This is a genomic window from Actinokineospora cianjurensis (assembly GCF_003663795.1).
GTDB lineage: Bacteria > Actinomycetota > Actinomycetes > Mycobacteriales > Pseudonocardiaceae > Actinokineospora > Actinokineospora terrae.
Window position 1 is genome coordinate 417,397 of the sequence record NZ_RCDD01000002.1, and the last position, 18,468, is coordinate 435,864.

Consider the following 18,468-nt stretch of genomic DNA (forward strand, 5'->3'; position numbering starts at 1 on the left):
TCTGCGCCGACGGCGACATGGCGCCGGTCGCGCGCAAACCCCGGCAGATCCTGGCGCTGCTGCTGCTCGACAGCCCGCGCGTCGTGCCGACGACCACGCTGATCGACGAGCTGTGGACTCCTCCGGCGCCCAGGACGGCGCGCGCGGCGGTGCAGGTGTACGTCTTCGAACTGCGCAAGCGGCTGGCCGAGGCCACCGGGCTCGACATGGGCACGGTGGCCAACGAGGTGCTGTGCCGGGCGCGCAACGGGTACAAGTTCGTCGCCGAGCCGACCTGGTTCGACCTGCGCTCGTTCCGCGAGCGGGAGCGGGCCGGGTTGGCCGCGCTGGCCGACGGCGACCTGGCCAAGGCCGCGTGGGACTTCAAGGCCGCGCTGTGGATGTGGAGCGGTCCGGCGTTGGCAGGCGTGGAGCCTGGTCCCGGCATCCGGGCCGAGGTGGCCGGGTTGGAGCAGTCCAGGGCGACGGTGCTCGACCAGCGCATCGAGGTGGAGTTGGTGCTGGGCAGGCACCGCGAGATCCTCGACGAGCTGGCGGGTCTGGCCGCGCGGGACCGGTTCAACGAGGACCTGCACGCCCAGTTCATGGTCGCGCTGTACCGCTGCGGGCACCGGACCCGGGCGCTGGAGGTGTTCCACCGGCTGCGCGAGGACATGGTCAGCCGGTTCGGCCTCGAACCGTCCCCGCGGCTGTACCGGTGCTACCAGGCGGCCCTCAACCGCGACCCGGCCCTGGGCGAGCTACCGGCCCTGTTGGCCTAGCGGGGTCTCGTAGCCGCAGGTCGCGTCGACGGCCTCGGTGTCGGCGACCCGCATGAGGTGCCACAACCGGGAGACCCTGGGCGACGGCGCGACGCCGAGTTCGTCGCGCAGGTCGCGCCGCAGCCCGTCGAACACCTCCAGCGCCCTGGTCCGGTAGCCCGAGCGGTACAGCGCGACCATGAACTGGGCGTGCAGCTCCTCGTGGTGCGGGTGCCGCACGACCAGCCTGGCCAGCTCGCTGAGCACCTCGCGGTGCGCGCCCAGGCGCAGCCGGGTGCCGAGCAGCAGCACCAGTGTGTCCACTCTGGACTTGTCGAGCTCGGCGACGCAGGCCCGCAGCAGCCTGCCGTGGTCGATGTCGAGCAGCGCGGGCCCCTGCCACAGGTGCAGCGCGGCGCTGAGCACCCGGCCCGCGCCGAGCGCGTCACCCGCGGCGACCAGCGCCTGGCCGGAGGCGCGCAGCCGGTGGAACTCGGTGAGGTCGAACGACGCCCCGCCGAGGTCGAACCGGTAGCCGCCGTCCCTGGTCTGCAGCAGGTCCCGCGCCACCTGTTCGCGCGGCACGCCGAGGGTCCGCGCGAACTCGCCGCGCAGGGCGAACACGTGGGTCTGCAACGTGGTCGTGACGCTGCGCGGCGGCAGGTCGTCCCACAGCTCGGTGACCAGCGACCCGGTCGACACCCGGTGCGGCACGTTGAGCAGCAGCAGGGCCAGCAGCTGCCGGGGTTTCCCGACCACCCGCAGCAGGTCCTCGCCCTCGCGCCGCAGGGACAGCGGTCCCAGCACCCGCACGTCCAGCCGTCCACCACGACACATCGGGCGACGATAACGGCCGCGGTCGCCGCGGCGCCGGGGAATCCGGAGAACGTGCCGGGGCACCGCTACCCGGTCACCGCGCGAGGACCAGCCCGGTCGGCGAGGACGTCGGGTGGAACGACACCTCGTCGAACCCGGCCGCGGTGAGCCAGTCGCGGTAGTCGGCCTGCCGCCACGTCCCGCCCTTCTTGCTCTTGAGCAGCATCTCGGAGGCGAACAGGAGCGGGAAGAACGGGCCGCCGCGGTCGTCGTCGACGACGTAGTCGCAGACCACGAACGTGCCACCGGGTTTGAGGGCCGCCTTCACCCTCGTGAAGGTCGCGATGTTGTCCTCGGGGCCTTCCTGGTGCGCGACGTGCGAGTACACGACGATGTCGTGGGCGGCCACGCCGAACTCGGTGGTGTGGAAGTCGCCGTCCACGCAGGTGAACCTGTCCGCGACGTGCCGCTCCTTGAGCAGCCTGCGGGCGATGGCGTTGATCGGCGCCCAGTCGAGCTGGGTCGAGCGGGCGGCCGGGTTGAGCTCCAGCCAGATCGCGGAGAAGATGCCCGAGCCGCCGCCCAGGTCGAGGATGGAGATCTCCCCCGCCTCCGCCAGGCCGAGCAGCCCGGCCGCGACCTCGGCGACCGGCACCGACTGCGCGGCGATGGCCGGGACGACGACCTCCCAGTGCGGGTTGTCGGCCACCTCGGTCATCGCGGCCACCGGGCCGCCGGTGCGGTACACCGCCAGCAGGTCGCCCATCTTGTCCATCTGGCCCAGCTTCAACCCGGCGTACCCGCTGAGGCTCGCGGGCCTGCCCTCGACCAGGAACGCCGACGCCTCGGCGGTGTTGCGGTAGCCAGCGCCGGTGCGCTCCACCAGGCCGAGCCCGACGAGCCCGTCGAGCAGGGTCTGCGCGCCGCGCTCGGCGATCCCGGCCGCGGCGGCCAGCCCGCTCGCGGTGTCCACGCCCGCCTCAAGGTGGGTGAACAGCGAGCACCTCGCCGCCGTTCCCAGGATGCCGGTGGCCCAGTAGCCGTTGGCGATCTCCATGATCCGGTCTGGTGTCGGTCGGTCGGTCACGCTGCCTCCTGCGGTCCGGTGGGGTGGCGGCTGCTCAGCGAGCGGCGCCGATGGCCTCGGTGGCCCGGTCCAGGCCGCTCGGGGTGTCGCTCGACCAGCGGCCGACCGACATCTCGGCGGTGATGCCCGGGCCGAACCCGGCGATCACGCCGGTGGCGCCCGGTGTCAGGCCACCCTCGTCGAAGAGCCTGCGCAGCGCGTCGAACACCACGGCGCTGGCGATGTTGCCGTACTCGGTCAGCGTCGCCCAGCTGTGCCGGAACATGCTGTTGTCGACGCCGAGGAACTTGCTCAGGTCGGCCAGGATGCGCGGGCCGCCCGCGTGGATGATGTAGAAGTCGAGGTCGCCGACGTCCCACCCGTGGTCGAGAGCGAGCTCGCGCAGCACCGGGGCCAGCGGCTCCATCGTGCCGGGGACGCGGCGGTCGAGCTGGAAGTGGAACCCGGTGGAGCGCACGGCGTAGGAGATCCAGCTCTCCGTGTCCGGGATGATGTAAGAGGCGTTGCGCTCCAACGCGACCCCGAACCCGCCGTTGCCCCGCACGACGGCGGCCGCGACCGCGTCACCGAACAGGCCATCGGATAAGAGGGAACCGATGCCGTCGTCGTCGGGTTGGTAGCACAGCGAGCAGAGTTCGCAGGAGACGATCAGGACGTTGCTGTCGGGGTACGCCTTGCAGAAGTCGTGCGCGCGGTTGATCGCCGCGCCGCCCGCCGCGCAACCGAGCTGCGCGATGGGGATCTGCCGCGTGGTGTAGCGGAACCCGAGGTTGTTGATCAGCCACGCGATCGGCGACGGCATGGTGAACCCGGTGCAGGAGACGAAGATGATGGCGTCGATGTCGCGCGCCGTCAGCGCCGCGTTGGCCAGGGCCTCCTCGATGACCGCGGGACAGCGCTTGCGGGCCTCGGCCTCGAAGAGCCGGTTGCGCTGCTCGAACCCGGGGTGCGCCAGCGCCTGCTCGATCGGCTGGATGAGGTGCCGCTTGCGCACGCCGGTGTTGCGGATCAACCGCAGCGCCAACGGCAACTGCGGCTTCCCGGCGTGCGCCCGCTCGGCCAACTCCAGCGTCTCCTCCAGCGTGATGACGTACTCCGGCACCCGCACCGACGGTTTGCACAACGTTGGCATGCTGACGTCCCCCCTCTTGTCCGCTCCGCGGGAAGGCACCCCAGACCCCGGCTCCTGGCCGACTCGACGGGGCACCTCCCCTACCCTCACCCACCCCCCTTGCCCCGCACTTGGCCACGACTTGGCTCGCCGGGTGCGCTGTTCGGGTGACGGCACAGCGACTCCCCGGCACCGCGGCACGGCCCGCTGGTACCAATCACCTGCCCCAACGCGAGAGGAAGCCGGTGCGACAGGACGTCGACGAACCCGAGATCACGGTCGGCAGGGTGGTGCGCCGGGGGTGCGCGGTCTGGTTGCTGTTGGCGGCCGCCGGCACGGTGTTCGCCGCGTTCAGCCTGCCCGAGGGGACGGCGCGGCTCACCGCACGAGACGGCTGGGGCTGGCTCCACTGGCTCGCCGACACGAGCGCGGCCGTTAACGCTGCCCTTCCCGCGTTCCCACTGCTGCTGACGTGCCTCGTCTGGGCTACCGGGGCATTCTTGGTCGGCGTGCTCCTGCTCGCGGTGCGGCACAGGAGACCGGCGTTCGCGGCCATCGGGCTGCTCGTTGTGCCTATCGCGGCAGCAGGGTTGCACGCCGTCGCCTGGGTGGGGGCCGCGGTGCACTGGGCGATCGTCACCGTGCTGCCGTGGTTCCGCGGGTGGGACTGGTGGGTGTGGGTACTCGTCGTCGGCGCGGGCGTCCTGGTGCTGGTGGTGCTCATGACCTGGGAGGACATACCGGACGGCCTGGCCATCACCTGCTGGCTGCTGCTGTGGGCTGGGTACCTGCTCGTGGGCGTCGGCCTGCTGCTGCTCGTCCCGTACTGGGTCTGGACGGTCGACTTCCTGCCGTTACGGGTCCTGGCGGCACTGGTGGTGCTGCACATGCTCGGGGCGTTGGTCATCGACCAACTCACCGGCACAACCCAAGCGGGCCGAGGCACCCTGGGCGTCCTCTCCGGCGCCATCGGCGTCGGCACATCCTGGGCAACACTACTGGTCGTCAGCAACGCCTGGGGAAGCCACAACCTCTACCCACCCATCGCCCGCGAGTGGGTGGCGGGAACCCTGCTGAGCAACAACCCACCCCAGTTCGACGCACTCGTGACCCTGCTCGTGGTCGCCGCGTCGACCTTCTCGGTCTCGCGCAACGTGATCCGAATGCGCGCGGAGCCCACATACGAACAGTTCGCCACCTCCGTCGTGTACACCCTCTACGGCATGGCCTTCTCCACGATCATCGCCTCACTCGGCCACACCACGGAGACCGGCAACCGCCGAACCTGAGCGGTCGCTCCCTGGCTCACTTCCACCCTGACTCACTTCCACCTTGGCCCACTTCCACCCTGGCTCACTTCCACCCCCTGGCACCCGCTCACCCCCTAGGCGCACTCTCCCGCACACGCCCCCGACGGCCCTCTGCCCGCCCACGTTGCCTGCGACCGCTCCTCTTACCCCACACCGGGCGCTTGTCTTCTACCGGCCGCTTACCCCACCGCAACCGCTTCGCGCGCGCACGCCAGTCCGGCCCCAGCCCCCACCCTCTCCGGGGGCGTCCCAGGTCCCAGCCTACCGGTAGCCGCCGACAGAGGATCTTGAAACGGGGTGCCGAAGATCCACATGTGGATAACTTTTGTCGCTGGGACGGGTGAATCTGGAGGGGGTGCGGGCAGCGGAATGCCTGGTCAAGGGCATGGAGCCAGATTCGGGATGGCATCGCGGGGACAAGTCGACAGGATGCTAGATCAACTAGGGCCTAACGCGACCCTGATTGTCCACAGTGGACTCACCTGATTATCCGACTACCCGACTACCCGACCACCCGCACGGCACAACGGCACAACGGCACAACGGCACAACGGCACAACGGCACAACGGCACAACGGCACAACGGCACAACGGCACAACGGCACAACGGCACAGACCAGGGCTACCCGAGCGGCCCGAAGGACGGTGCGCATGCCCATCGCAGGCAACTCGCGAGAACCAGCCAGTCCCCCAGAAGCGGCTCCACAGAAGACCAACGCGCCCGGTAGACACAAGAGGCCGCCCCGAAGACCGCGCAAGCCCTCTTACCCCACCAACCCCGCTTCGCGCGCACCCGCGAGGACCCTGCCCAGCCCCCACCCTCTCCGGGGGGCGTCCCAGTGCCAGTCTACCGGCACCCCCCGACAAAAGATCTTCACACAAGCCACCGAAGATCCACATGTGGATAACTTCTGTCCCTGAACCGGGTGAAAGTCCACGACCAGCACCGGCTCACCCGAGCGGTGACTCTCCACTGTGGAGGGTGATGATGTCCTGGACCGTGTCGCGCAGCAGGGTGATCCGGTTGGCGCCGAGGTGCTCGGACCACTGCTGCTCGATGTCCACCAGGATGCGCGCGGCCGCCGCCTGTCCCTCCGCCCCCCGGGCGGTCAGGCGGATGATCTTGGCGCGGCGGTCCCCCGGGTCGGCGGCGCGTTCCACGTAACCGAGGCGCTCCAGCTCGTCCACCAGTTCGCCGATGGCCTGTTTGGTCAGGGCGGAGCGCTCGGCGAGCACCGTCAGCCGGGAGCCGTCGTCGTCGATGAAGCGGAAGACGGAGCCGTGGCGGTAGCGGATGCCGGTGAAGCCCTGCTCCTCCAGGCGCTGGTGCAGCAGGTCGATGGTCAGGTCCTTGGCCCGCGTCAGCAGGGCGGGCAGGGGTGGTCGCTCGCCCGGTTCCGTCGGCATCGGCGCCGCCTCCCGCCAGTTTCGTCAGGTTGCTTGACAATCATCCGCACCGCGATAGTACTGTGGTCTCCCCAACCCTGACAACCAGGCAGCGATGGCGGGGGCCGTCGCGCGTACCCGCCTGGCCAGATCCCGTGGCGCACTCCCGATCACCGGCAGAGGTAGGAATCCCGATGACCCGTTCTGACCACGAACCACCCACGCCCCCCGTCGTCGACGCCGCGGCCGTCGAGGCACTGGCCAAGCAGGTCAAGGGGCCGGTGCACGTCCCGGGCGACGAGCAGTACGACGCCGAGCGCGCCGGGCACCAGACCACCCGGTGGCACCGGCCCGACGTGGTGGTCGGCGCGCTCGGGCCCGCCGACGTGCGGGCGGCGCTGGCCTTCGCGACCGAGCAGGGGCTGCCGGTCGCGGTGCAGGGCACCGGGCACGCGCTGTCCGCGGTCGCCGCGCAGGGCGGTGTGCTGATCACCACCTCCCGGATGACCGGCGTGTGGGTCAACGCGGAGGCGGGCACCGCGTGGGTCGGCGCGGGCATGACCTGGGAGCGGGTGATCGACGAGGCCGCCGCCGCCGGGCTCGCGCCGCTGTCGGGCTCCGCCCCCGGGGTCGGCGCGGTGTCGTACACCCTCGGCGGCGGGATCGGCCTGCTGTCGCGGCGGTACGGGTTCGCCGCCGACCACGTGCGCAGCCTCGACGTGGTCACCGCGGACGGCACGCTGCGCAACGTCACCGAGACCTCGAACCCCGACCTGTTCTGGGCGCTGCGCGGCGGCCGCGACAACTTCGGCATCGTGACCGGCATCGAGATCGACCTCATGCCGATCACCGCGCTCTACGGCGGCGGCCTGTTCTTCGACATCGGCTCGGCGGCCGAGGTCCTCACGGCGTACGCGAACTGGACGACCACCGTGCCCGACGAGTTGACCTCGTCGATCGCGCTGATCTCCTTCCCCGACGTGCCCGTGCTGCCGCCGCCGCTGCGCGGCCGGTACGTCGTGCACGTCCGCGTCGCCTACGCCGCGGACAACCTGAGCGCGGGCGAGGGCCTGGTGGCACCGCTGCGGGCGCTCAACCCGTTCATCGACACCGTCGCCGAGATCCCGTACACCCAGGCCGGGACGATCCACAACGACCCGCCGTTCCCCGGGACCTTCGAGTCCGGCACCGCGCTGCTCGGCACGTTCGACGCCGACGTGGTGACCGCCCTGCTCGAGCACGTCGGCCCGCACGCCCTGGTGCCGCACGTGGTCGAGGTGCGCCACCTCGGCGGCAGGCTCTCCCAGCCGCCCGCCGTCGCCAACGCGGTCGGCCACCGCGACGCGCAGTACGCCGTCAACGTCGTGTCCCGGTTGGAGCGCGCCGAGATCGGCGACGTGCGGCCCGCGCACGAGCGGGTGTTCGCCGCGCTCGCCCCGTGGGCCACCGGCGGCCGGACGCTGACCTTCCTCAACGGGGAGAACGACGCCAAGGACGTTGCCTCGGCCTACGACGCCAAGGACTACCAGCGGCTGACCGAGATCAAGGCCGTGTACGACCCCGCGAACCTGTTCCGCCTCAACCACAACATCCCGCCCGCGAGCTGACCCCCAAGAGGCGCGCGGGGCCCTCGCGGCCCCGCGCGCCGTGGTCACCCGCTCGTTCAGTCCGCTGTGGACAGCCGGGGCTCGCCGAGGCGGACCGGCAGGCTGGTCACGGAGTTGGAGAAGATCGACGGCACCGCGGTCAGCTCGGCCGGGTCGACGGCCAGCGCCAGGTCCGGGTAGCGCTCGAACAGGGCGGGCAGCGCGACCGCCGCCTCCATCCTGGCCAGCGCCGGGCCGATGCACACGTGCGGGCCGCCGCCGAAGGCCAGGTGCCGCTGGTCGGAGCGGGTGATGTCGAACCGGTCGGCGTCCTGGCCGTAGCGGGCCGGGTCGCGGTTGACCGCGCTCCACGGCGCGAGGATGGCCTCACCCTCGGCGATGCGCACCCCGGCGACCTCGATGTCCTCGGTGGGGAACCGGGCCGGGAAGTTGCCGACCGGCGCGTCCCAGCGCAGCGTCTCCTCGATGACCCTGGACCAGGTCCCCGCGTCACCGCCGCGCACCAGGGCCAGCTGGTCGGGGTGGGTGAGCAGGGCGCGGGTCGCGTTGACGATCAGGCTGATCGAGGTCTCGTGGCCAGCGCCGATGAGCATCCACAGGGTGTCCTCGAGCTCGTCGTCGGTGAGGGTGTCGCCGTCCTCGCCGTTGACCGCCATCATCGCGCTGGTCAGGTCGTCGGCTGGCGCGGCGCGCTTCATCGCGAACAGCTCCTGCCACCGCTCGTGCCGCTCCTGCTGGGTGGACAGGTACTCCTCGGCGGTGGTGTCGGCCCGGATGACGGTGTTGATCAGCTCGCGGAACCGCGGCCACCACGCCTGCGGGACCCCGATCAGCTCGCAGATCACCTGCATGGGAAACGGGTAGGCGTAGTGCAGGCGCAGGTCGACGACGCCGTCCGGCCCGGTGTGGCGCGGCAGGTCGGCCAGCATGCCGGTGACGATCTCCTCGATCCGCGGCCGCTGGCGCTCAACCCTGGCGCGGGTGAAGGTGCGGGTCAGCGGCTTGCGCAGCCGCCGGTGCTCGAGGCCGTCGCGGGCCATCGCGTTGTTGAGCCGGATCATGCTCAGCAGCGGCCAGTCCTCGGGGACCTCGCCGCGGCGCAGCGCGCCCCAGTTGCGCCAGTCGCGGCCCACCCTCGGGTCGGCGGCCAGGTCGGCCAGCAGCGCGTAGTCGGTGACCATCCACATCTCGACGTCCCCGGGGAGCACGGCGCGCACGACCGGCCCCAGCTCGCGCAACCTGGCCGCCTCGCCGTGCCGGTCCGCGCCTGACGGGTCGATGTGGACTAACGGCGGCGGGGTCGTGGCGGTCATGGCGGAATTCCTCCAGCTGGCGTGGTGACGGAATGCGAGAATCGGACCTCGGCGGCCCTGGCGAAATAGGACCCGGGATCGTTTGTCGGCGTTTCGACATGCGCGGGCCTGCGCGGTCCTTTGTGGACAGATCCGGCCGATCGCCCTGGCGTGGACGAGCTCGGCACCCCGTCCGGAATGGCATCACAGCGCACTCGAAAAGCGGTTAAGCCGCACCAAATCTGCCGGTTAATGGCTAGTGATCCACGTCACCGCCAATCGCGTTGACAGTTGTTGCGCGGTTGCTAGCATCGGGCACATCTCCCCCCGTCGGCCATTTCCGGCCGCTCCCCCGGCACAGCGCAGTGATTGGGATCAATTCGCATGAACACCCCGACCGTGAAGCACCCCGGCGCCGTCGGCGCGCACCCGAGCCGGACCAGGGCGCTGAGCCCGGCCGAGCGCTGGTACTGGATCATCGACCAGCTGTCCACACTCACCGTCTGCGCCCGCGTCCGGATCGAGGGCGAGGTGTCCACAGCGGCGCTGACGGCGGCGTTGCGCGCGCTGCAGGGCGGGCAACCGCTGCTGCGACTGGCGATCGCCGAGGAGCCCGGCGGGGCGCGGTTCGTCCCGACCGACAACCCGATCCCGGTGCGGGAGGTGCGCTTGGACGAGGCCGAACCGTCGCGGTGGGAGCGCGAGGTGGACGAGCACGAGTTCGCCGAGTCCGTCGACTGGCGCACCGGCCCGCTCGCCCGCGCGGTCCACATCCGACAGCCGGGGGACGTCCACGACCTGCTGCTGAGCCTGCCGCACTGCGTCGCGGACGGGACGACCGCGCTGGCGTTGCTGCGCCAGTGGGTGCGGCTGGCGGCTGATCCCGACTCGGCCGATCGTGGCACGTCCGCGCCGGACGTCCAGGGTGGACCGGTGCCCGCGGCGGTGGAGGAGCTGTTCCCCGACCGGTACCGCAGCATGTCGGACCCGGTGCCCGAGCGCGCCGCCGGGGAGGACGTGGTGGTCGGCCGGGTCGTGCCGGACCGGTTCGTCCCGTTCCACGAGCGCAGGACCCGGCTGCTGCACCGGTCCATCGACGGCGACGCGCTGGCCCGGCTCACCGCGGCGTGCAAGCGGGAAGGTGTGACGCTGCACGGCGTCCTGGCCGCGGCGATGGCCGCCGCGGTGGCCCGCGACGCCAAGGCCGAGCCGGGCGCGCACTTCGCGGTCGGCTCGCCCGTGGCGTTCCGGGACGAGATGGCGCGGCCAGTCGGCGAGGACGAGGTGGGGTGCTTCGTCTCCGCGGTGCACTCGGTGGTGGCCTACGCCCCCGACGACCTGTGGCGGATGGCCCGGTTCGTCAACGACGACATCAGCGCCCGCCGCGCGCGCGGCGAGCAGTTCCCGGTGTTCAGCCTGCTGGCCGCGCAGGGCCCGGCCGGGGTCGCCGACAGCGGACCGCTGGTGCAGTACATCGAGGAGCACGGCTCGTTCAACTTCTTCGTCTCCAACGTCGGCCGCTTCGACTTCCCCGACACCCTGGGCGGCTGGCACCTGTCCGGCGCCCAGTTCGTCGGCGGCATCTCGGTGGTCGGCTACCTCGCCTCCTCGGTGACCACCAGCCACAACACCCTGAACTGGAACTTCACCCACATCGACGACGCCGTCCCGCACGCCCGAGCCACCCGCCTGGCCGACGACTGCATCCGCACCGTCCTCGCCGCCGCGGGCTGACCCACCCGCACACCCGCTAGAACGAGCCCGCCAGCACCGGGAACTCCGGCAGATCCACCACCGGCAACCTCGGCAACGGCACCACCTCCACCCGGTCCAACACCGGATCCAACGTCAACCGCCTCGTGCAACTCTCCACCCCTCGCGACGGCCCCAAGTCGGACCCGGCAAGCACGCGGTGGCACAACCACTCGACGGCCCGTGCCTCGGCCGCTGGGGCGCGACAGTGACGGCAGCCGAGAGTCTCAGCGGCCGTCCGGGGTGGGGCACGGCCGGGGCGGATCCCGCCCGACCACCTCTCGCCGATGACGGTGCAAGCAGACCCAGCGCGGCTCGACGGCCGGTGCTGCCGCATGTAGTGCGCGAAAGGCGGGGTGTGGCCGCACCTCCCGGCCACACCCCGCCCTAGAACGAGCCCGCCAGCACCGGGAACTCCGGCAGATCCACCACCGGCAACCTCGGCAACGGCACCACCTCCACCCGGTCCAACACCGGATCCAACGTCAACACCGCCTGGTGCAACTCCTTCAACCGCGGCGACGGCTCCAGGCCGAACTCGGCCAGCATGTTGTGCCGCAACCGGTGGAATGCCTCCAGTGCCCGGATTCGGTGGCCGGAGCGGTAGAGCGCGATGACGTACTGGGCGTGGAGATTCTCGTGGAGGCGGTCGCGGAGGGTGAGGACGGCGAGTTCGCTGAGGAGTTCCCGGTGGGCGCCGAGGCGGAGGTCGAGTTCCACCCGGTAGTCGCGGGTGGTGAGGCGGGACTGTTCGAGGGCGGCGACCTCGGCGCGGATCCTGGTGCCCGGTTGGACGTCGGCGACGGCGGGGCCGCGCCAGAGGTCGAGGGCCGCGCGGAAGTGCTGGGCGGCGGCGCGGTGGTCGCCGGTGGTCATCGCGGTGTGGCCCGCGCGGTGGAGTCGGTGGTAGGTCTCCAGGTCGAACCGGCCGGGGGCGACGACGAGGCGGTACCCGTTGTGGACGGTCTGCAGGACCTCGGCGCTCACCTCGGCGAGGCTGAGGCCGGTCGTCCTGGTCAGGGCCTTGCGCAGGTGCGAGACGTAGATCTGCAGCGCGGCCCTGGCGCTCTTGGGCGGGACGTCCTGCCACAGCTCGTCGATCAGGGCCGGGACCGGCACCACCCGGGTGTGGTTGAGCAGCAGCAGCGCCAGCACCGTGCACGGCTTCTGCGCGGTCGGCGTGACCTCGGCGCCGCCGTGGTGCACCGACAGCGGACCGAGGACCCGCACGTCCAGCACCCCGGCCGAGGGCGCCCGGTCGACAGGCGCCCCGGCCAGGGGTATGTCACCCGATGGCACCAGCTCAGGCGAGCTTGAGGCACACCTGGACGCCCTGGTGCACCGGGAGCCGCAGGGTGAGCAAGCCGTTGGCCGGGTCCTTGAGGTGCGCCAGGAACGACTGGGCGAAGTCGAGGTCGGTGTGCAGGTCGATGTCGTCGACGACCACCAGCGCGCCCGGCCGCAGCCGGGGCCACACCAGCTCCAGGATCGACTGCCGCAGGTGCAGCCACCCGTCGAGCAGCAGCAGGTCGACCGTCTCCGGCAGGTCCTTGAGCGTCTCGCGGGCGTCGCCGAGGCGCAGTTCGATGGTGTCGGACAGGCCCGCGGCGGCGAAGCTCTCCTGGGCGCCGCGGGCCTTGTCCGCCTGCAGTTCGGTGGTGATGACCCGGCCGCCGCCGTTGTCGCGCACGGCGGAGGCCAGGTAGAGGGTGGAGATCCCGAACGAGGTGCCGAACTCCACCACGGTCCGCGCCTGGATGGCCCTGGTGAGCAGGTAGAGCAGTTCCCCGCCCTCCCGCGACACCGACATGATGACGTCCTTGGTGCGCTCGGCCAGCTCGGCCGCGCCCACGTCCGGGTACTCGCCGTGCACGTCGACGCCCGCGGCGGCGAACGCCTGCACCACGTCCTGCTTGTCCTCGGCGGACAGCAGCCTGGTCAAGGTGGCGACCACCGGGTCGGAATGCAAGGTCGTCAGCACGGGCAACCACTCCTCAGCTCACGTCACGGCCCCTCGGGTGAGGGGTCGGGTCAGGGGACCAGGACCGTCTTGCCGGGCAGCGTCCCGGCGGCGGCCTGCTCGTGGACGGCGCGCAGCTCGGCCAGCGGCCTGCGCTGCGCGACGTGGATGGTCAGGTCACCGGCGTCGACGCGGCTGACCAGCTCGGCGAGCTGCTCGGCGTCGCTGCGGGCGAAGACCGGCAGCACCCGGACGCCGCGGTCGGCGCTCTCCGGGGCCGGGGGGACGGTGTTGGCGAAGGCGCCGCCGTCGACGACGAGGTCGAGCAGCCGCGCGATGCCGTCCGGGGTGGGGTACCAGACCAGGTTCAGCACGACGTCGAACCGCTCCCCCGCGACCGCGTCGTGCAGCGGGGTCTCGGTGTGGTCGATGACCCGCTGGGCACCGTAAGAGCGCAGGCGCTCGACGCTGCGGGAGCTGCCGGTAGCGGTCACGACGGCACCGGCGCGCACCGCGAGCTGCGTCGCGTAGGCGCCCACGGCACCGCCCGCGCCGTTGATCAGGATGGTCTGGTCGGGCTTGAGGCCGACGTGCTCGAACAGCGCCTGCCACGCGGTCAGGCCGACCGACGGCAGGGCGGCCGCGTCGGCCAGGTCGCCGACGCGGGGCGCGGCGGCCAGCGTCTCGGCGGGGGCGATGGCGTACTCGGCGGCGGCGCCGCGGCCCGCGATCGGCAGGAACGCCACGACCGCGTCGCCCTCGGTCCAGCCGGTGACGCCCGCGCCGACCTCGGCGACGGTGCCCGCGAGGTCGTAGGACGGGGTGTGCGGCAGGACCAGCGGGAACACCTGCGGGAAGAAGCCCGCGCGGATCGAGCCGTCGACCGGGTTGAACGCGGTGCCCGCCACCTTGACCAGGACCTCACCCGGCCCCGGCTGGGGCTTGTCGGCGTCCTCGTGCACCAGCACGTCGGTCTCGCCGTAGGAGTGGTACCGCACTGCCTTCATGGTCTTCCCTCCGGAATGCTTCGAAGTCGAAGCACCAACCTAGCCTACTGTGACTTCGAAGCACATCGGGCTCATCCGCCGCGGAGGAACCCGGGATTGCGGGCGGTGCCGGGTACGCTCGGCACATGGTCGGTACCCCTGCCGACGCCGACGCGGGCGGCGTCCCCGCGCTCGGTCCCCGGCAGCTGGGGGTCTACTTCGCGCTGATGGAGGCCGTCAGCCTGCTCCAGCACCAGGTCGAGCAGCAGCTGCGCGCCGAGGGCGACCTCAGCTACGTGCAGTTCCAGCTGCTGGCCCGGCTCGCGTCCGCGGGCGGCGACCTGACCATGACCCAGCTCGCCGACGGGGTCGTCTACAGCCGCAGCGGCCTGACCTACCAGGCCGGGCTGCTGGAGAAGGCGGGGCTGATCACCCGGCGGCCGAGCCCCGACGACGAGCGCTCCACCCTGGTGGCGATCACCGGCGCCGGACTGGACCTGGTCGGCCGGGTGCTGCCCGGGCACGTCGAGGTGACCCGCGGGCTGCTGTTCGACTCGCTGTCCGACGACGACCTCGACCACCTCGGCGCCATCATGACCAGGGTCCGCGACCACATGCGGGCCCAGCCGCCGCGCTCCGCCGTGCCCCGCAAGCGCAAGCCGAGCGCCTGACCCCGGCGCGTCAGCGCGCACGGGAGGTGAACCGCAGCGGGAGCTCGTTCGGGCCGTGGATGCCGGTCGGTGGCCGCCAGCTGACCGGGCCCGCGATGGTCGGCGGCGACAGCCGCTCGGTGAGCGCGGTGACCGCCTCGGCCAGCTCGACCCTGGCCAGCGCCGCGCCCAGGCAGTAGTGGGGTCCGGCGCCGAACAGCAGGGGCGCGGGCGACCCGGCGCGGGTGATGTCGAAGGTGTCCCCGCCGTCGACGACCCTGGGGTCGCGCTGCGCGGTCTGCACGCACATCGTCAGGAACGTGCCCTTGGTGACGGCCAGGCCGCCGTACTCGAAGTCCTCGGCGGCGCAGCGGTAGATGATCGGCGTCGACGGCACCCAGCGCATCAGCTCCTCGACGGCCTTGGGCGCCAGGTCCGGTCGGCGCGCCAGCAGGTCCCACTGCTCGGGGTGCTCGGAGAAGGTGACCATGGCGCTGGAGAGCTGGTGGCAGGTGGTGTCGTGGGCGGCGAACACCAGCGTGACGATGAGGTTGCGCAGCTCCTCCTCGGAGACCGTGCCATCGGAGCCCTCGGACCGGCGCGCGGCGACCAGGGTGGAGATGAGGTCGTCGCCGGGCCGCTTCGCCTTCTCCGCCATGAGCGAGGCCACGTAGCCGTTCAGGCCGACAACGGCGGTCTCCACGCGGGCGATGATGTCGCCGCCGTGGACCATGCTGAAGACCAGGCCGATGTCGTTGGTCCACCGGCGGAACGAGTCGAGGTCCTCGTTCGGCACGCCGAGCAGCTCGCACATCACGGCCAGCGGCAACGGGTCCGCGAAGCTCTCGACGAACTCGGACACCCCGGCGTCGGCGATCCGGTCGGCCATGAGCGCGGCCTGGGCGCGGATGAACGGGCGCAGCGCGTCGATCACCCGCGGGGTGAACGCCTTGGTGACCAGACCGCGCAGCCGCCGGTGGTCCTCGCCGTCGCGGTTGTTGATCATAGGGACGAACCAGTCGAAGATCGGGCCCTGCACGACGCCGCTCTGCTCCATGTAACCGCGGCCGTTGTGGTCGAGCCGCCTGTCCCGCAACAGCTCCTGGGCCTCGGCGTAGCGCAGCACGAGGAGCCCGAGCGGGCTGTCGGCGTACCAACTGCCCGCCTGGGCCGATAAGGCCGCGGTCGACCCGAAGTCGAACTCGGGATCGATGACGTTGAGGAACGGGACGCCTGCGGGCGCGGAGTTCTCCGTCGACACCATGGTTGTCTCCTTCGAGGGCTTGTCCACCAACGGGTCCTGGTCAGCGGCCGCGCGCGGTCGAGCCCCTGGCGCGGCGCCGCGGACTGCCCGCCACCGCGCCGAGCCGCCTGCGCAGCCGGGCCCTGCGCAGCCGCCCGGTGTTCTCGTGCAGCGCCTCGGCGACCACGGCGTGGGCGAAGCGGAACCAGCCGAGCCGGTGCTGGTCCTCGACCACCAGACCCGCGGCGATGGCGGCGTCCAGGCTCACCAGCGCCGCGTCGATCCCGACCGGGACGACCTCGGCGACGACCTCGACGTTGAAGTACCGGCCCGCGACGGCGGCCACCGACAGCAGTTCGACCGCGGGGCCGGGCAGGCGTGCGACGCGACGCAGTGCCACCTCGCGGGCGGGTGGCGGCAGCGGAACCGCGCTGGGGTCGTCGACCTGGTGCCCCGTGGGCGGTTTGAGGAGTTCCACGAGGAAGAACGGGTTGCCGCCGGTCCTGGCGCGCAGTTCCTCGGCCGTGCTCTCGCAGACCTCGCGGCACAGCACGGCACTGGCCAGCGCCCTGGTCTCCGGGATGTCGAGCCCGCCGAGGTCGATCCGGGTCAGGTCGCCGCGGGAGAGGGCGGCCATCGTCTCGGCCAGGACCGATGCCTCGTCCGACCGGTAGGCCACCACCAGGAGCACCCGCAGCGACCGCACCGACTCGGCGAGGTGCGCCAACAGCCGTAGAGAGCACGGGTCCGCGCGGTGGAACTGGTCGAGCAGCACCACGACGGGCGCGTTGCGGGACACGTCGGTCAGGTAGTGGACGATCGCCTCGAACCGGCGCAGCGCGACACCGCTCGCGTCCTCGTCGTCGGTGGGCGCTGGGGCCACGCCGTCGAGCAGTTCGGCAACGGGGCCCGGCGGTGGGCTGTCGGTGAAGCAGGTTCCCGCCGCGCGCAGCACCTGCTCCCAGGGCCACAACGGCGACGCGGCAACGTGTTCGGGGCACGTGCCGCACAGCACCGGGACCTCCGCCAGCGCCGCGAACCGGGTCAGCAGCGCGCTCTTGCCGCCACCGGGCTCGCCGGTCACCGCGACCACCTGACCCCGGCCGGCCGTCGCCGCGGCCAGCGCCCCGGTGAGCACGGCCAGCGCGGGCTCGCGGCCGACGAAGACCGCTTCGTCGGCGTCCGGTTTCGGCTGCGGGACAAGGGACGCGGTCACCCGCGTGGTGGGGTGCCAGTCCAACGCGGGGGCCTGGTTGAGGATCTCCTGCTTGCGTTGCTGGAGCGCGGGTCCCGGGTCGATGCCCATCTCTTCCCTGAGACGCGACTGGATCGTGCGCAGCACCTCCAGCGCCTCGGTCTGCCGCCCGGCCCGGTACAGCGCCAGGCTCAGCAGTTCGTAGCCGTGCTCGCGCCACGGGTTGGCCTTGAGGAACGCGCCCAACTCGGCGATGACCACCTCGTGCGCGCCCACCGCAAGCAGCGCGGCACAGCGGATCTCGAAGACGGAGAGCCGCAACTCCTCTAATCGCGCCACTTCCGGCACCACGCACGGCGCGTCGGCGACCTCGGGGTATGCCTGGCCGCGCCACAGCAGCAGACCCGCGTCGAACTCGGCCAGCGCCCGCTCCGCGTCACCCTGGTCCCACGCGCGCCAGCCCGCGGCGGAGTGCTCGCCGAACCGGCGGACGTCGACGTCGACGACACCGCCGTCGAGCAGGTAGCCCCAGGGCGAGGTGCGCAGCACGGTCGCGGGCGCCCTCGGCGCGCGCTCGGGTTCCAGCAACCGGCGCAGGTTGGCCACGTACGACTGCAGCGAGGTGATGGCCGACGGCGGCGGGTGGCCCGCCCACAGGGTCTCCACCACGACGTCCACCGGCACCGGCTGACCGACCTGGCTCACCAGCAGGGCGAGCAACGCGCGCTGCTTGGGGGCGCCGAGGTCGACCGGCCGCGCGCAGACCGTCGCCGCCACCGGGCCCAGCGCGCGGAACTCGACCAGGACCCGATCCGGGGCGGCCTGCCCTGGCCCGCGGGCGTCCTGCGGTGTGCGGTGCGCGGTCCCGACGACGGGTGCGGTGGTCATGGGTGCCTTTCCTGGTCAATTCCTGGAGTGCCCTGGTGGACCGGGCCACGGGCACGGCCCGCGGAATCCGGTCGAATCTGCGACAACACCACCTGCCATATTCGCGGCACACAGTGTGCCGCATTCTCACGCGTACTCCGGCGACCGGGCGGGAACTGCCGGAAATGGGAAGCGACATACCGGACAGCGCTGCCCGCGGTGGCCGGGTGACCAGCGCATCGACACCCTCCACCGCACGTTCGGGGCGAGGTCCGCAGCGTGCCGCCACCACCCCCGGTCGCTGGAATACCAGTCGGCGTCGAGGCTAGGAAAGTCAACTCAAGAACCGCTAAAGATCTCCTAACCGCATTTCTGCGGTCCACCGATCTGCCGTTGGTCACTACGGCGGCCGGACCAGGGGCGTCGATTTTTCCGGCGGTTCGGCTTCTTTCCCTGAGGTTTCGGC

15 protein-coding genes are annotated in these 18,468 nt (G+C 71.8%); 5 read left to right on the forward strand and 10 right to left on the reverse strand.

All coding sequences use genetic code 11. The features are described from left to right. The first annotated feature begins 17 nt into the window (after window positions 1–17). Window positions 18–761: an AfsR/SARP family transcriptional regulator gene (locus tag CLV68_RS16510; protein ID WP_121391711.1), complete on the forward strand. Its 744-nt coding sequence runs from the start codon at window positions 18–20 to the stop codon at window positions 759–761. Here the strand turns inward: CLV68_RS16510 and CLV68_RS16515 are convergent. From CLV68_RS16515 to CLV68_RS16525, 3 genes are all read right to left on the reverse strand, one after another. Beyond that, window positions 741–1,577, reverse strand: coding sequence for an AfsR/SARP family transcriptional regulator (locus tag CLV68_RS16515; protein WP_121391713.1), 837 nt, complete (start codon window positions 1,575–1,577; stop codon window positions 741–743). The two genes, CLV68_RS16510 and CLV68_RS16515, sit on opposite strands and share 21 nt — an antisense overlap. Window positions 1,578–1,650: 73 nt before the next feature. Beyond that, the gene (locus CLV68_RS16520) at window positions 1,651–2,643 is read right to left on the reverse strand and encodes a class I SAM-dependent methyltransferase (protein ID WP_246009912.1); all 993 of its coding nucleotides are present in this window, start codon (window positions 2,641–2,643) and stop codon (window positions 1,651–1,653) included. Between the two features lie 34 nt (window positions 2,644–2,677). Continuing rightward, complete coding sequence (locus CLV68_RS16525) at window positions 2,678–3,775, reverse strand: type III polyketide synthase (protein ID WP_211346568.1); 1,098 nt, start codon at window positions 3,773–3,775, stop codon at window positions 2,678–2,680. A gap of 224 nt (window positions 3,776–3,999) precedes the next feature. Here CLV68_RS16525 and CLV68_RS16530 point away from each other — a divergent pair, with 224 nt between their 5' ends. Then, window positions 4,000–5,043: a hypothetical protein gene (locus tag CLV68_RS16530; RefSeq protein WP_121391716.1), complete on the forward strand. Its 1,044-nt coding sequence runs from the start codon at window positions 4,000–4,002 to the stop codon at window positions 5,041–5,043. Window positions 5,044–6,015: 972 nt separating this feature from the next. Here CLV68_RS16530 and CLV68_RS16535 read toward each other — a convergent pair. Beyond that, window positions 6,016–6,471, reverse strand: a complete 456-nt coding sequence (locus tag CLV68_RS16535; RefSeq protein ID WP_121391719.1) for a MarR family winged helix-turn-helix transcriptional regulator — start codon at window positions 6,469–6,471, stop codon at window positions 6,016–6,018. A 173-nt stretch (window positions 6,472–6,644) separates the two neighbouring features. Here CLV68_RS16535 and CLV68_RS16540 point away from each other — a divergent pair, with 173 nt between their 5' ends. Continuing rightward, entirely contained in the window at window positions 6,645–8,057 is a 1,413-nt protein-coding gene (locus CLV68_RS16540) for an FAD-binding oxidoreductase (RefSeq protein WP_121391721.1), read from the forward strand. Window positions 8,058–8,113: 56 nt separating this feature from the next. Here the strand turns inward: CLV68_RS16540 and CLV68_RS16545 are convergent, their stop codons facing one another. Then, window positions 8,114–9,370, reverse strand: a complete 1,257-nt coding sequence (locus CLV68_RS16545; RefSeq protein ID WP_121391724.1) for a cytochrome P450 family protein — start codon at window positions 9,368–9,370, stop codon at window positions 8,114–8,116. Window positions 9,371–9,733: 363 nt separating this feature from the next. Here CLV68_RS16545 and CLV68_RS16550 point away from each other — a divergent pair, with 363 nt between their 5' ends. After that, window positions 9,734–11,083: a phthiocerol/phthiodiolone dimycocerosyl transferase family protein gene (locus tag CLV68_RS16550; protein ID WP_121391726.1), complete on the forward strand. Its 1,350-nt coding sequence runs from the start codon at window positions 9,734–9,736 to the stop codon at window positions 11,081–11,083. 405 nt (window positions 11,084–11,488) lie between these two features. On the opposite strand, the gene CLV68_RS16555 is transcribed toward CLV68_RS16550, so the two are convergent. From CLV68_RS16555 to CLV68_RS16565, 3 genes are read right to left on the reverse strand one after another with little or no spacing between them, the layout of a single operon-like run. Continuing rightward, entirely contained in the window at window positions 11,489–12,400 is a 912-nt protein-coding gene (locus CLV68_RS16555; protein ID WP_211346569.1) for an AfsR/SARP family transcriptional regulator, read from the reverse strand. 4 nt (window positions 12,401–12,404) lie between these two features. Further along, complete coding sequence (locus CLV68_RS16560) at window positions 12,405–13,082, reverse strand: O-methyltransferase (RefSeq protein WP_211346570.1); 678 nt, start codon at window positions 13,080–13,082, stop codon at window positions 12,405–12,407. A gap of 50 nt (window positions 13,083–13,132) precedes the next feature. Further along, entirely contained in the window at window positions 13,133–14,068 is a 936-nt protein-coding gene (locus CLV68_RS16565; protein ID WP_121391729.1) for an NADP-dependent oxidoreductase, read from the reverse strand. A 125-nt stretch (window positions 14,069–14,193) separates the two neighbouring features. On the opposite strand from CLV68_RS16565, the gene CLV68_RS16570 reads away from it, so the two are divergent. Further along, window positions 14,194–14,718 (forward strand): MarR family winged helix-turn-helix transcriptional regulator, encoded by a 525-nt coding sequence (locus tag CLV68_RS16570; RefSeq protein ID WP_121391732.1) that lies wholly within the window; start codon window positions 14,194–14,196, stop codon window positions 14,716–14,718. A gap of 10 nt (window positions 14,719–14,728) precedes the next feature. Here the strand turns inward: CLV68_RS16570 and CLV68_RS16575 are convergent, their stop codons facing one another. Then, on the reverse strand, window positions 14,729–15,961 hold the full coding sequence (locus tag CLV68_RS16575; protein WP_121391735.1) for a cytochrome P450: 1,233 nt from the start codon (window positions 15,959–15,961) through the stop codon (window positions 14,729–14,731). 40 nt (window positions 15,962–16,001) lie between these two features. Continuing rightward, window positions 16,002–18,023, reverse strand: coding sequence for an ATP-binding protein (locus CLV68_RS16580; protein WP_121391737.1), 2,022 nt, complete (start codon window positions 18,021–18,023; stop codon window positions 16,002–16,004). Between the last annotated feature and the right edge of the window lie 445 nt (window positions 18,024–18,468).